This is a genomic window from Burkholderia sp. Bp9142 (assembly GCF_003853415.1).
Lineage (GTDB): Bacteria > Pseudomonadota > Gammaproteobacteria > Burkholderiales > Burkholderiaceae > Burkholderia.
This window is the reverse complement of record NZ_QTPP01000032.1, coordinates 49,151-61,232: the sequence shown is the minus strand read 5'-3', so window position 1 is coordinate 61,232 and position 12,082 is coordinate 49,151. Positions and strand designations below refer to the sequence as shown.

Below are 12,082 nucleotides of genomic sequence, written 5' to 3'. Positions count from 1 at the left end.
CCGCAGGGCAGCGGCACCGATCTTCAGCCGATCGGCTAACATGCGGCCCGGGACGTCGACCCGCGATCGACAGCAGATAACAACATCCGGAGAGACCATGCCTGCCCTGCTCCGCCGCACGACGCGCATCGCGACCCTGTCGGCCGCGCTGTTCGTTGCGTGCGCCGCCCTGCCGCCTCCGGTGCACGCGTATCGCGCGTCGCCCGGCTACGGCAACGAAGCCGACCTCGACCGGCACGACACGTACCGCAATCGCGACGGCGACACCGTCCATGCGCCGGCCCATTCGAAATCGGGCCGCGTGCCCGAGGGCGCGAGCGCGCGCTGCCGCGACGGCACGTACAGCTTCAGCCGCCGTCGGCACGGCACCTGCTCGGGGCACGGCGGCGTCGCCGCGTGGCTGTGAACGCGGGTCGGCCGAATGGCCTGCGCGGTGCCAGCGGCAGCCGGCGGCGAAGTACAATACGCGCTCGCGCCGCCAACCCGCGGCGACACTGCCGCGCCCGCGCGGCACGCTCCGTACCGAATCACCCGACGCCACGCACGCCCATGCGCTGCGCAGCAGTCTCAACCACTTCTGACTTTCACACCAAATGGCCCAATACGTTTTCACGATGAACCGGGTCGGCAAGATCGTGCCGCCCAAGCGCCAGATCCTGAAGGACATCTCGCTGTCGTTCTTTCCCGGCGCGAAGATCGGCGTGCTCGGCCTGAACGGCTCGGGCAAGTCGACGCTGATCCGCATCATGGCGGGTGTCGACAAGGACATCGAAGGCGAAGCGACGCCGATGCCGAACCTGAACATCGGCTACCTGCCGCAGGAACCGCAGCTCGACCCGACGAAGACGGTGCGCGAAGCCGTCGAGGACGGCCTCGGCGACCTGTTCCAGGCGAACAAGAAGCTTGAGGAAATCTACGCCGCGTATGCGGAACCGGACGCCGACTTCGACGCGCTCGCCGCCGAGCAGGCGAAATACGAAGCGATCCTCGCGTCGAGCGACGGCGGCAGCCCCGAGCAGCAGCTCGAAGTGGCCGCCGACGCGCTGCGCCTGCCGGCGTGGGACGCGAAGATCGAGCACCTGTCGGGCGGCGAAAAGCGCCGCGTCGCACTGTGCAAGCTGCTGCTCGAAAAGCCCGACATGCTGCTGCTCGACGAGCCGACCAACCACCTCGACGCCGAATCGGTCGACTGGCTCGAGCAGTTCCTGGTGCGCTTCCCGGGCACCGTCGTCGCCGTCACGCACGATCGCTACTTCCTCGACAATGCAGCCGAGTGGATCCTCGAACTCGACCGCGGTCACGGCATTCCGTGGAAGGGCAACTACAGCAGCTGGCTCGACCAGAAGGAAGAGCGCCTGAAGCAGGAAGAAGCGTCGGAATCGGCACGCCAGAAGGCGATCAAGAAGGAACTGGAGTGGGTGCGCCAGAACCCGAAGGGCCGCCAGGCGAAGTCGAAGGCGCGTATCGCGCGTTTCGAGGAGCTGAACAGCCAGGAATACCAGAAGCGCAACGAAACGCAGGAAATCTTCATTCCGGTCGGCGACCGCCTCGGCAATGAAGTGATCGAGTTCAAGAACGTCAGCAAGTCGTTCGGCGACCGCCTGCTGATCGACAACCTGAACTTCAAGATCCCGGCCGGCGCGATCGTCGGCATCATCGGCCCGAACGGCGCCGGCAAGTCGACGCTGTTCAAGATGCTGACCGGCAAGGAACAGCCGGATTCGGGCGAAGTCGTGATGGGCCCGACCGTGAAGCTCGCGTACGTCGACCAGAGCCGCGACGCGCTCGACGGCTCGAAGACGGTGTTCGAGGAAATCTCGGGCGGCGCCGACGTGCTGACGGTCGGCAAGTACGAAACGCCGTCGCGTGCGTACATCGGCCGCTTCAACTTCAAGGGCGGCGACCAGCAGAAGATCGTCGGCAACCTGTCCGGCGGCGAACGCGGCCGCCTGCACCTCGCGAAAACGCTGATCTCCGGCGGCAACGTGCTGCTGCTCGACGAACCGTCGAACGACCTCGACGTCGAAACGCTGCGTGCCCTGGAAGACGCGCTGCTGGAGTTCGCGGGTTCGGTGATGGTGATCTCGCACGATCGCTGGTTCCTCGACCGGATCGCGACGCACATCCTCGCGTTCGAAGGCGATTCGCAGGTCACGTTCTTCGACGGCAACTACCAGGAATACGAAGCCGACAAGCGTGCACGCCTCGGCGAGGAAGCCGCGAAGCCGAAGCGCCTGCGCTACAAGCCGATCAGCCGCTGAACGTTGCGGCCCGGGCATCCGGCAATGCGGTGCCGGATGCCGAAAGCGGCAGCTTCCGGATCGGCAAAATGAAAAAGCGGGCTCGATGGCCCGCTTTTTTTATCTGACAGCGATTCGGCAGCCGCCTACGCGAGCGCGCCCAGTTCGCGCAAGCGCGCCTCGGTCACCGCCGCGCTCGTGTGATGAATGCCGTGCCAGCCGAGCGCCGTCGCGGCCGCGGCGTTGTTCGCGTTGTCGTCGATGAACACGAGTTCATGCGGCGCGATGCCCGGCAGATGCGGATCGATCCGCGCATGCATTTCGCGGTAGATCGCCGGATCGGGTTTCACGAGCTTCACGCGGCCCGACACGACGATCTCCTTGAAGCGCCGCAGCACCGCGAAGTTGTCCCATGCGTACGGAAAGGTCTGCGCGGACCAGTTGGTCAACCCGAAGAGCGGCATCCCCTGCGCGTCGAGCCGGTCGACGAGCGCAACGCCTTCGTCGAGCACGCCGCCGATCATCTCGTGCCAGCGCGTGTAGAACGCGCGGATCAGCGCCTCGTGCTCCGGAAACTTCGCGACGAGCTCGCGCGTTCCCTCGTCGATCGTCTGCCCGCCGTCCTGGCGGATCACCCAGTCCATCGCGCACACGTGCGTGAGGAACCAGCGGCGCTCGGCTTCATCCGGAATCAGTTGCCGGTACAGGTACTCGGGGCTCCAGTCGATCAGCACGCCGCCGAAATCGAACACCACCGCCTTGATCGTCATGCGAACTCCGTGGCGAGCACGTCGGCGAGCGGACGCGGCGTCACCGCATTGCCCGACAGCGTGTTGTTTTCCCAGACGAAGTGATGGTGCGCGACGATCTGCGCGGCCGACAGGTGCGTGCGCTCGTTCGTCGTGTGCAGGTCGGAGACGACGGTCGTCCGGTAGCCGAGCAGTGCCGCGCGGCGCGCGGCCGAATCGACGCAGAACTCGGTCGCATAGCCGCAGATCAGCACCGAACGGATGCCGCGCCCGTCGAGTTGCGCGGCGAGCGGCGTGTCGTGGAACGAATCGCTCATCTGCTTGCGGATGCGCCAGTCGGCGCGGCCGACGATCAGCGCCTCATGCAGTTCCCAGCCGGGCGTGCCGGGCACGATGTCGTCGTCCGCATCGCCGTCGTGCTGCACGAAGCATACGGGCGCGTTCGCCGCGCGCGCCGCCGCCGTCAGCCGGTTGATGCCGGACACGACGTCGTCGAGCCGGTACGCGGGCCGCGCCCGCTGCACCAGCCCACGCTGCATGTCGATCACGATCACTGCGGTATCTGCCATCGCTTGCCCTCTCGGTCATGGTCCGGCCGTCATGCGGCCGGTTTCGCGCTTTGCGCGTTGCGTCAGATCGGCTGCGTCCGCGCGTCGAGCCACGCCTTCGCGTCGCCGCTCACGTGCCGGCCGACACGCTCGCGCACGGTCGCGTGATACGCGTTCAGCCACGCGCGCTCTTCTTCATGCAGCATCTCGATCAGCACGCAGCGGGTGTCGATCGGGCACAACGTGAGCGTCTCGAATGCGAGGAAGTCGCCGAACTCGGTCTGTCCGCCCGCGCGGTTCACGACCAGGTTCTCGATCCGGATGCCCCATTTGCCGGGCCGGTACACGCCCGGCTCGATCGACGTGATCATCCCCTCTTCCATCGCCGTGTACGGCTCGGCCGGTGCGTAGTGCGAGATGACCTGCGGGCCCTCGTGCACGTTCAGGAAGTAACCGACACCGTGGCCGGTGCCGTGGCCGTAGTCGAGCCCCGCCGCCCACATCGGCGCGCGCGCGATCGCATCGAGCATCGGCGAGCGGATGCCGCGCGGAAAGCGCGCGCGCGACAGCGCCATCATCGACTTCAGCACGATCGTGAAATCGCGGCGCTGCAGGTCGCCGATCGTGCCGACCGGCACGACACGCGTGATGTCGGTGGTGCCGGTCGTGTACTGGCCGCCCGAATCGATCAGCAGCAGGCCGTCGCCGGCGATCGTCGCGTGCGACTCGGGCGTCGCGTGGTAATGCGGCATCGCACCGTTCGCATTGAAGCCGGCGATCGTCGCAAAGCTCGCCGACACATAGCCGGGGCGCCGTGCACGCGCGGCGGTGAGCTTTTCCTCGATCGTCAGCTCGGTGATCGTCTCGCGGTTCACTGCCTGCTCGAACCACGCGAAGAATTCGGCGAGCGCGGCGCCGTCGTGCTCCATCGTCACGCGCACGTGCTCGATCTCGGCGGACGTCTTGCGCGACTTCGCGAACGTCGACGGGTTCACGGCCTCGACCAGCTTCACGCCGGCCGGCACGGCCTCGAGCGTGCCGAAGGTCACGCGGCGCGGATCGATCAGCAGCGTCGCGTCGTCGGGCAGCGCCGCGAGCGATGCGCGCGCGGCGTCGTACGCGCGGACCTCGACGCCGTCCCGCGCGAGCGACGCGGCCAGTGCCGGCGACACCTTGCCGTCGGCGACGAACAGCGTCGCGCGATCGGCGCCGATCATCGCGTGCGCGACGAACACGGGATTGAAGTTGACGTCGGCGCCGCGCAGGTTGAACAGCCACGCGAGATCGTCGAGCGTCGACACGAAATGCCATTGCGCGCCCTGCGCGTGCATCGCGCGGCGCACTTCGGCGAGCTTGCTCGCGCGCGTCGCGTCGGCCTGCGGCGCCACGTGCTCGAACACCGCGTCGCCCGGCAGCCCCGGGCGCTCCGGCCAGATCGCGTCGAGCAGGTCGAGATCGGTGCGCAGCGCGATGCCGCGCGCTCTCAGCGCGGCCGTCAGCGCGCGTGCCGCCGCGACACCGAGCACGGCGCCGTCGACGCCGACCGTCGCACCGGCCAGCACGTTCTGCGCGAGCCAGTCGACGTGCGGCGCGCTCTGCTGCCCGCCCGTCATCTTCATCAGCTGGACGCCCGTGCCGGCGAGTTCGGCCTCGGCCTGCACCCAGTAACGGCTGTCGACCCACAAGCCCGCGAAATCCGCGGTCACGACCAGCGTGCCGACCGAGCCCGTGAAACCGGACAGCCAGCGGCGCGCCTGCCAGCGTTCGGGCAGATACTCGGACAGGTGAGGATCGGCGGACGGCACGAGATAGGCGGCCAGGTCCTCGCGGACCATCGCGCCGCGCAGCAGCGCGAGGCGTGCCGGCACCGGCGAGACTTCGGGGAGACGGGCATTCATGATTTCACCTGAGAGCTTTCAGCGACGGGCCGACAGGGCGACCGTCACGGCTACGGCGAGGAACGCGACAGCGGTGCAGACCGGCCATTCGAGCGTTTCGCCATCGTAAAACAGTCCGGAGAGGTTGCCGGCCATGCGCGCGGCGGCGGCGCCTGCGATGCCGACCAGCACCACGATCCACCATGCCGGCCGGCCCGTGCGCCGCATCGGATGCAGCCACCGGCCGAACAGCCCGACAGACGCTCCCAGGACAAGAATTCCAAACCAGTTCATTCGACGCCTTCCATAAATTCAGATTCGTCCCATAGGCGTGAACGTTGCCAGCGGCTAGCATCGATTCATCCATCGAACCCGAGACCAGCCGGGCGCCGCGAACATTCGAGTGTAGGGGCCGTCCCGACGTTATGGCAAGCGCGCACCGGCAGCCGTATTGAAGAAATCCTCATGCGAATCGCCCTGATCGATCCGGAGGCGCGTCATGCTGCGCTCCTGAACCGCCTGCTCTTCGCCGGCGGTCATGTGTGCCACGCGTTTCCGTCCAGCGCGGCGTTCTTCGAGTGGCTCGCCACCGATACCTGCGACATGCTGATCACCGGCAACTGGGCCGGCGACCAGCCGGCCGAGGAAGTCATTCCGCGGGCGCAGGCGATCCTGCCCGGGCTGCCGGCCATCGCCGTGATGCAGCTGCCGCGCGAAAGCGAAGTCGTGTCGTGCCTGCACGCGGGCGCCGACGACTGTCTCGTGCGCCCGGTGAGCGGGCCCGAGCTGCTCGCACGGGTCAATGCGCTGAGCCGGCGCGCCGGAGTCCGGCGGCCGCCGAATCGCTCGCGCGAAATGTATGGAGAATACGCATTCGATGCGACCCACAGCCTCGTGCGCTTCGGCGACGCGGTCGTCGCGCTCACGCCGAAGGAGTTCCGCTTCGCGCAGCTGCTGTTCGCGAACCTGTCCCGGCCCGTGTCGCGCGCTCATATCCTCGAAACCGTTTGGGCCCGCCGCCGCGACATGAAGTCGCGCACGCTCGACACCCACGCGTCGCGGCTGCGCAGCAAGCTGCAGCTGCTTCCGGAGCGTGGCTACCGGCTTCTGCCGCTCTACGGCTACGGCTATCAGCTCGACCGCGTGCCGATCGAGCCCCCGAATTCGAGGCCACGCCACGCTGATGCCCGGTATGCAGCGAGTGAGGAAATCGCTGAAACGCTATAATATGGGGCTAAACGATAGCCCTCGATATGCAACTCCTCACGATCGGAATCAATCACCACACTGCGCCTGTCGCCCTGCGCGAACGCGTGGCGTTTCCGCTCGAGCAAATCAAGCCGGCTCTCGTCACGTTCAAGAACGTATTCCTCGGCCCCCAGGCGCCCAATGCGCCCGAAGCGGCGATCCTCTCGACCTGCAACCGCACCGAACTCTACTGCGCGACCGACGATCGGGCCGCGCGCGAGGGGGCAATTCGCTGGCTGTCGGAGTACCACCAGATTCCGGTCGACGAACTCGCGCCGCACGTCTATGCGCTGCCACAGTCGGAAGCGGTCCGGCACGCATTCCGCGTCGCGTCGGGCCTCGATTCGATGGTACTCGGCGAAACACAGATTCTGGGCCAGATGAAGGACGCCGTGCGCACCGCGACGGAAGCCGGCGCGCTCGGCACCTATCTGAACCAGCTGTTCCAGCGCACGTTCGCCGTCGCGAAGGAAGTGCGCGGCACGACCGAGATCGGCGCGCAGTCAGTGTCGATGGCCGCCGCAGCGGTGCGTCTCGCGCAGCGCATCTTCGAAAAGGTGTCGGATCAGCGTGTGCTGTTCATCGGCGCCGGCGAGATGATCGAGCTGTGCGCGACGCACTTCGCCGCGCAGAGCCCACGCGAACTCGTCATCGCGAACCGCACGGCCGAACGCGGCCAGCGGCTCGCCGAACGCTTCAACGGCCACGCGATGCCGCTGTCGGACCTGCCGGCCCGGATGCACGAGTTCGACATCATCGTGTCGTGCACCGCGTCCACGCTGCCGATCATCGGCCTCGGCGCGGTCGAGCGCGCGGTGAAGGCGCGCCGCCACCGGCCGATCTTCATGGTCGACCTCGCGGTGCCGCGCGACATCGAGCCGGAAGTCGGCAAGCTGAAGGACATATTCCTCTACACCGTCGACGATCTCGGCGCGATCGTGCGCGAAGGCAACGCATCGCGCCAGGCCGCGGTCGCGCAGGCCGAGACGATCATCGAGACGCGTGTACAGAATTTCATGCAATGGCTCGACACGCGCAGCGTCGTGCCGGTGATCCGTCACATGCATACGCAGGCCGACGCGCTGCGCCGCGCGGAAGTCGAGAAGGCGCAGAAGCTGCTCGCGCGCGGCGACGATCCGGCCGCCGTCCTCGAAGCGCTGTCGCAGGCGCTCACCAACAAGCTGATCCACGGCCCGACGAGCGCGCTCAACCGCGTGAACGGCACCGACCGCGATTCGCTGATCGACATGATGCGCGGCTTCTACCAGCACGCGCCGCGCTCGAACGACCAGTCCGGCCACTAGCGCCGGCCGGTTGCCCTGCCGCCGGCCGCGAGCCGGCCTATCCTTTCCGAATACCCTTGCCCGGGAGCGCCGCTCCACACCATGAAGACGAGCATGCAACGCAAGCTCGACCAGCTGTCTATCCGGCTGGCCGAACTGAACGACCTGCTGAGCCGCGAAAACGTCACGGCCGATCTCGACCAGTACCGCAAGCTGACGCGCGAACACGCGGAACTCGGCCCGGTCGTCGAGCAGTACGCGCTGTGGCGCCAGTCGCGCAGCGACGAGACGGCCGCGCAGGAGTTGGTCTCCGATGCATCGATGCGCGATTTCGCCGAAGACGAGATTCGCAGCGCACGTGAGCGCATGATCCGTCTGGAAGGCGAGTTGCAGAAGATGCTGCTGCCGAAGGACCCGAACGACGACCGCAACATCTTCCTCGAAATTCGCGCGGGCACCGGCGGCGACGAATCGGCGCTGTTCGCGGGCGACCTGCTGCGCATGTACCTGCGCTTCGCGGAACGCCGGCGCTGGCAGGTCGAGATGATGTCGGAAAGCCCGTCGGATCTCGGCGGCTACAAGGAAGTGATCGTGCGGATCGCGGGCCAGGGCGCGTACTCGCGCCTGAAGTTCGAATCGGGCGGCCATCGCGTGCAGCGCGTGCCGGCAACCGAGACGCAGGGGCGCATCCACACGTCCGCCTGCACGGTCGCCGTGATGCCGGAAGCCGACGAGATCGGCGAGGTCGAGATCAACCCGGCCGACCTGCGGATCGACACGTTCCGCGCGTCGGGCGCGGGCGGCCAGCACATCAACAAGACCGACTCGGCGGTGCGCGTCACGCACATCCCGACCGGGATCGTCGTGGAGTGCCAGGACGACCGTTCGCAGCACAAGAACAAGGATCGCGCGCTGAAGGTGCTCGCCGCGCGGATCAAGGACAAGCAGTATCACGAGCAGCACGCGAAGGAAGCGGCGACGCGCAAGAGCCTGATCGGTTCCGGCGACCGCTCGGAACGGATCCGCACGTACAACTTCCCGCAGGGCCGGATGACCGACCACCGGATCAACCTGACGCTGTACCGGCTCGAGGCGCTGATGGACGGCGATCTCGACGAACTGATCAGCGCGCTCGTCAGCGAGCACCAGGCCGAACTGCTCGCGTCGCTCGGCGACACCGACTGAGGCCGCGATGCCCGACACCACCGCCGACGACCTGCTGCGCGCATCGCCGCTCGACCCGGTCGATGCACGCGTGCTGCTCGCGTACGCGCTCGGCTGGACCCGAACGCAACTCATCACGCGCGGCGACGCCCCGCTCGAGCCCGCCGCGATCGAGCGCTTCCGCGCACTCGAAGCGCGCCGCGTGGCCGGCGAGCCGGTCGCGCAGCTCGTCGGGATGCGCGAGTTCTTCGGCCGGCCGTTCGACGTGACGCCCGACGTGCTGATCCCGCGCCCGGAAACCGAGCTGCTCGTCGAAGCCGCGCTCGACGCGATCGACGGACGGCCGCATCCGGCCGTGCTCGATCTCGGCACCGGCAGCGGCGCGATCGCCGTGTCGATCGCGGCGGAACGGCCTGACGCACGCGTTTGGGCGCTCGACCGTTCATCGGCCGCGCTCGACGTCGCGCAGCGCAACGCGGACAAGCTGCTCGACGCGCGCCGCCCCGGCGGCCCGCTGCACTGGCTGCAGAGCGACTGGTACGCCGCGCTCGACCCGGCGCTCGCGTTCGACACGATCGTCAGCAACCCGCCGTACATCGCACGGCACGATCCGCACCTCGCGCAGGGCGACCTGCGCTTCGAGCCGCGCGGCGCGCTCACCGACGACGCCGACGGCCTGAGCGCGATCCGCACGATCGTCGCGGGCGCCGGCGCCTACCTGAAACCGGGCGGCACGCTCTGGATCGAGCACGGCTACGACCAAGCCGAAGCGGTCCGCGCGCTGCTCGTGTCGCGCGGCTTCGTCGCGGTCGAATCGCTCACCGATCTGGCCGCGATCGAACGCACGACAGGCGGCCGCCGGCCCGGCTGATGGCCGGCCCGCCCGGTTGAAATCCGCTATCATTTCGTTCCAACGCCCCGCAAACGCAAGGTCAGTCATGGACACCCAACAACGTATCAAGCAAATCGTCGACGAAAACCAGGTCGTGCTCTTCATGAAGGGCAACGCGCAATTCCCGATGTGCGGCTTCTCCGGCCGCGCCGTGCAGGTGCTGAAAGCCTGCGGCGTCGACCAGTTCAAGACGGTCAACGTGCTCGAGGACGACGAAATCCGCCAGGGCATCAAGGAATTCTCGAACTGGCCGACCATCCCGCAGCTGTACGTGAAGGGCGAATTCATCGGCGGCTCGGACATCATGATGGAGATGTACCAGTCCGGCGAACTGCAGCAACTGTTCGCCGCCGCGTAACGTCCCCTCCCCGATGGCATCCCCCAGCGCGCCGCCGCGCCGGCTGATCGTCGCGATCACCGGCGCCACCGGCGCGGTCTACGGCGTGCGGCTGCTCGAATTGCTGCGCGCCGCCGGCGGCGTCGAAACGCATCTGCTGGTTTCGAACGCCGGCTGGCTCAATATCCAGCATGAACTGAAGCTGTCGAAGGCCGAGGTCGAAAGGCGGGCGGATGTCGTGCATTCGGTGCGCGATGTCGGCGCGACGATCGCATCGGGTTCATTCGCAACCGACGGGATGGTGATCGCACCCTGCTCGATGAAGACGCTCGCGAGCGTCGCGCACGGGCTGTCGGACAACCTGATCACGCGCGCGGCCGACGTCACGCTGAAGGAACGCCGCCGACTCGTGCTGATGGTGCGCGAAACGCCGTTCAACCTCGCGCATCTGCGCAACATGACCGCCGTGACCGAAATGGGCGGCATCGTGTTTCCGCCGCTGCCCGCGTTCTACGCAATGCCGAAGACGATCGAGGAACTCGTCGACCAGACCGTCACGCGCGTGCTCGACCTGTTCGCGCTCAGTGCGCCGATGACGACGCCGTGGGCCGGCATCCGGCCCGCGCAGTAAGCCGTTCGACGCGACGCATCCGCTCGGTTCTTCACGCATCTTCGTCGATTCAGCCGCCTTCCGGCTCGATCCACTCCTCTCAAGCTCCACCTGCTCTCGCGCACGCGGAACCTGCCGCATTATCAACCAGCGAGATTCAATCAAATTCCACGCAGCCGGTTTATCAACGCGCGGTGCGCGCCTATAGTCACAGGCAAACCCTTTTGCAGGCTCCCACCATGAACCGCTTGCCCTCGCTTTACCTGTCCCACGGCGCGCCGACGCTGCCGATCGACCCGACGCTGCCGTCCGGCGCGTTCACGCACCTCGGTGCCGAATTGCCGCGCCCGCGCGCGGTGCTGATGTTGTCCGCGCACTGGGGCACGCAGCAGCCGGTCGCGAGCGTGGCCGCACACCCGGAAACGATCCACGACTTCTACGGCTTCCCGCGCGCGCTGTACGAGATCCGCTATCCGGTACCGGGCGCGCCCGAGGTCGCCGAACGGGCGGCGGCGCTGCTGAACGCAGCCGGCATCGCGACCGCGACGACCGAGCACGGCCTCGACCACGGCGCGTGGGTGCCGATGCTGCTGATGTTTCCGGAAGCCGACGTGCCGATCGCGCAGTTGTCGATCCAGCCGCGCGCGGATGCGGCCCATCACTTCGCGCTCGGCCGTGCGCTGCGGCCGCTGCGCGACGAAGGTGTGATGGTGATCGGCTCGGGCCAGATCACGCACAACCTGCGCGCGGCCGATTTCGGCGCGGCGCCCGAGGATGCGGACCCGCGCGTCGCCGAATTCACCGGCTGGTTCGAGGCGAAGCTCGCCGCGCGCGACGTCGATGCACTGCTCGACTATCGCCGGCAGGCGCCGCACGCCGCACTGATGCATCCGACCGACGAACATCTGCTGCCGGTGTTCACCGCGCTCGGTGCGGCCGACGACGACTATCGGCTCGGCATCCAGTCGCTCGGCACGTACCAACGCGTGCTCGCGATGACGAACTACGTGTTCGCGAGCGCGGCCGCCTGAGTCGCGCGGCACAACCGGCGACCACAAACAAGAAGCCCGCCCGAGCATCGCTCGGGCGGGCTTCTCGTGCTTTCCGCCACCGCCGATTCCGGTGGCAGGTCAG

At 67.6% G+C, this 12,082-nt stretch carries 13 protein-coding genes; 9 read left to right on the top strand and 4 right to left on the bottom strand.

The window, feature by feature from the left end; all coding sequences use genetic code 11:
- The first annotated feature begins 97 nt into the window (after window positions 1-97).
- A complete protein-coding gene (locus DIE22_RS28265) occupies window positions 98-406 on the top strand; it encodes a DUF3761 domain-containing protein (RefSeq protein ID WP_124606558.1) in 309 nt (102 codons plus the stop codon).
- Between the two features lie 187 nt (window positions 407-593).
- Window positions 594-2,261, top strand: coding sequence for an energy-dependent translational throttle protein EttA (gene ettA / locus DIE22_RS28260; protein WP_124500689.1), 1,668 nt, complete (start codon window positions 594-596; stop codon window positions 2,259-2,261).
- Between the two features lie 125 nt (window positions 2,262-2,386).
- Here the strand turns inward: ettA and DIE22_RS28255 are convergent, their stop codons facing one another.
- The 4 genes from DIE22_RS28255 to DIE22_RS28240 all read right to left on the bottom strand — a co-directional run bounded on the left by DIE22_RS28255 (window position 2,387) and on the right by DIE22_RS28240 (window position 5,708).
- Complete coding sequence (locus tag DIE22_RS28255) at window positions 2,387-3,010, bottom strand: HAD family hydrolase (RefSeq protein WP_124500690.1); 624 nt, start codon at window positions 3,008-3,010, stop codon at window positions 2,387-2,389.
- A complete protein-coding gene (locus tag DIE22_RS28250; RefSeq protein ID WP_057924700.1) occupies window positions 3,007-3,558 on the bottom strand; it encodes a cysteine hydrolase family protein in 552 nt (183 codons plus the stop codon). The genes DIE22_RS28255 and DIE22_RS28250 overlap by 4 nt, the downstream gene beginning before the upstream one ends.
- 62 nt (window positions 3,559-3,620) lie before the next feature.
- Window positions 3,621-5,435: an aminopeptidase P family protein gene (locus DIE22_RS28245; protein ID WP_124606557.1), complete on the bottom strand. Its 1,815-nt coding sequence runs from the start codon at window positions 5,433-5,435 to the stop codon at window positions 3,621-3,623.
- Window positions 5,436-5,453: 18 nt separating this feature from the next.
- Complete coding sequence (locus DIE22_RS28240) at window positions 5,454-5,708, bottom strand: hypothetical protein (RefSeq protein WP_124500693.1); 255 nt, start codon at window positions 5,706-5,708, stop codon at window positions 5,454-5,456.
- Between the two features lie 171 nt (window positions 5,709-5,879).
- On the opposite strand from DIE22_RS28240, the gene DIE22_RS28235 reads away from it, so the two are divergent.
- The 7 genes from DIE22_RS28235 to DIE22_RS28205 all read left to right on the top strand — a co-directional run bounded on the left by DIE22_RS28235 (window position 5,880) and on the right by DIE22_RS28205 (window position 11,979).
- Entirely contained in the window at window positions 5,880-6,641 is a 762-nt protein-coding gene (locus DIE22_RS28235; RefSeq protein ID WP_124500694.1) for a response regulator transcription factor, read from the top strand.
- A gap of 26 nt (window positions 6,642-6,667) precedes the next feature.
- On the top strand, window positions 6,668-7,966 hold the full coding sequence (gene hemA / locus DIE22_RS28230; protein ID WP_124500695.1) for a glutamyl-tRNA reductase: 1,299 nt from the start codon (window positions 6,668-6,670) through the stop codon (window positions 7,964-7,966).
- A gap of 81 nt (window positions 7,967-8,047) precedes the next feature.
- Window positions 8,048-9,130, top strand: coding sequence for a peptide chain release factor 1 (gene prfA, locus DIE22_RS28225; protein ID WP_124500696.1), 1,083 nt, complete (start codon window positions 8,048-8,050; stop codon window positions 9,128-9,130).
- Window positions 9,131-9,137: 7 nt separating this feature from the next.
- Window positions 9,138-9,980, top strand: a complete 843-nt coding sequence (prmC, locus tag DIE22_RS28220) for a peptide chain release factor N(5)-glutamine methyltransferase (RefSeq protein WP_124500697.1) — start codon at window positions 9,138-9,140, stop codon at window positions 9,978-9,980.
- A gap of 67 nt (window positions 9,981-10,047) precedes the next feature.
- On the top strand, window positions 10,048-10,359 hold the full coding sequence (gene grxD / locus DIE22_RS28215) for a Grx4 family monothiol glutaredoxin (protein ID WP_011883132.1): 312 nt from the start codon (window positions 10,048-10,050) through the stop codon (window positions 10,357-10,359).
- Window positions 10,360-10,372: 13 nt separating this feature from the next.
- Window positions 10,373-10,969 (top strand): UbiX family flavin prenyltransferase, encoded by a 597-nt coding sequence (locus DIE22_RS28210; protein ID WP_124500698.1) that lies wholly within the window; start codon window positions 10,373-10,375, stop codon window positions 10,967-10,969.
- A gap of 218 nt (window positions 10,970-11,187) precedes the next feature.
- Window positions 11,188-11,979 carry a class III extradiol ring-cleavage dioxygenase gene (locus DIE22_RS28205; protein WP_124500699.1) on the top strand — a complete coding sequence of 264 codons (792 nt, stop codon included), beginning with the start codon at window positions 11,188-11,190 and terminating at the stop codon, window positions 11,977-11,979.
- The last annotated feature ends 103 nt before the right edge of the window (window positions 11,980-12,082 follow it).

Coding starts and splice junctions, on each gene's coding strand:
- DIE22_RS28265 (WP_124606558.1), top strand. CDS start 98: ATGCCTGCCCTGCTCCGCCGCACGACGCGCATCGCGACCCTGTCGGCC.
- ettA (WP_124500689.1), top strand. CDS start 594: ATGGCCCAATACGTTTTCACGATGAACCGGGTCGGCAAGATCGTGCCG.
- DIE22_RS28255 (WP_124500690.1), bottom strand. CDS start 3,010: ATGACGATCAAGGCGGTGGTGTTCGATTTCGGCGGCGTGCTGATCGAC.
- DIE22_RS28250 (WP_057924700.1), bottom strand. CDS start 3,558: ATGGCAGATACCGCAGTGATCGTGATCGACATGCAGCGTGGGCTGGTG.
- DIE22_RS28245 (WP_124606557.1), bottom strand. CDS start 5,435: ATGAATGCCCGTCTCCCCGAAGTCTCGCCGGTGCCGGCACGCCTCGCG.
- DIE22_RS28240 (WP_124500693.1), bottom strand. CDS start 5,708: ATGAACTGGTTTGGAATTCTTGTCCTGGGAGCGTCTGTCGGGCTGTTC.
- DIE22_RS28235 (WP_124500694.1), top strand. CDS start 5,880: ATGCGAATCGCCCTGATCGATCCGGAGGCGCGTCATGCTGCGCTCCTG.
- hemA (WP_124500695.1), top strand. CDS start 6,668: ATGCAACTCCTCACGATCGGAATCAATCACCACACTGCGCCTGTCGCC.
- prfA (WP_124500696.1), top strand. CDS start 8,048: ATGAAGACGAGCATGCAACGCAAGCTCGACCAGCTGTCTATCCGGCTG.
- prmC (WP_124500697.1), top strand. CDS start 9,138: ATGCCCGACACCACCGCCGACGACCTGCTGCGCGCATCGCCGCTCGAC.
- grxD (WP_011883132.1), top strand. CDS start 10,048: ATGGACACCCAACAACGTATCAAGCAAATCGTCGACGAAAACCAGGTC.
- DIE22_RS28210 (WP_124500698.1), top strand. CDS start 10,373: ATGGCATCCCCCAGCGCGCCGCCGCGCCGGCTGATCGTCGCGATCACC.
- DIE22_RS28205 (WP_124500699.1), top strand. CDS start 11,188: ATGAACCGCTTGCCCTCGCTTTACCTGTCCCACGGCGCGCCGACGCTG.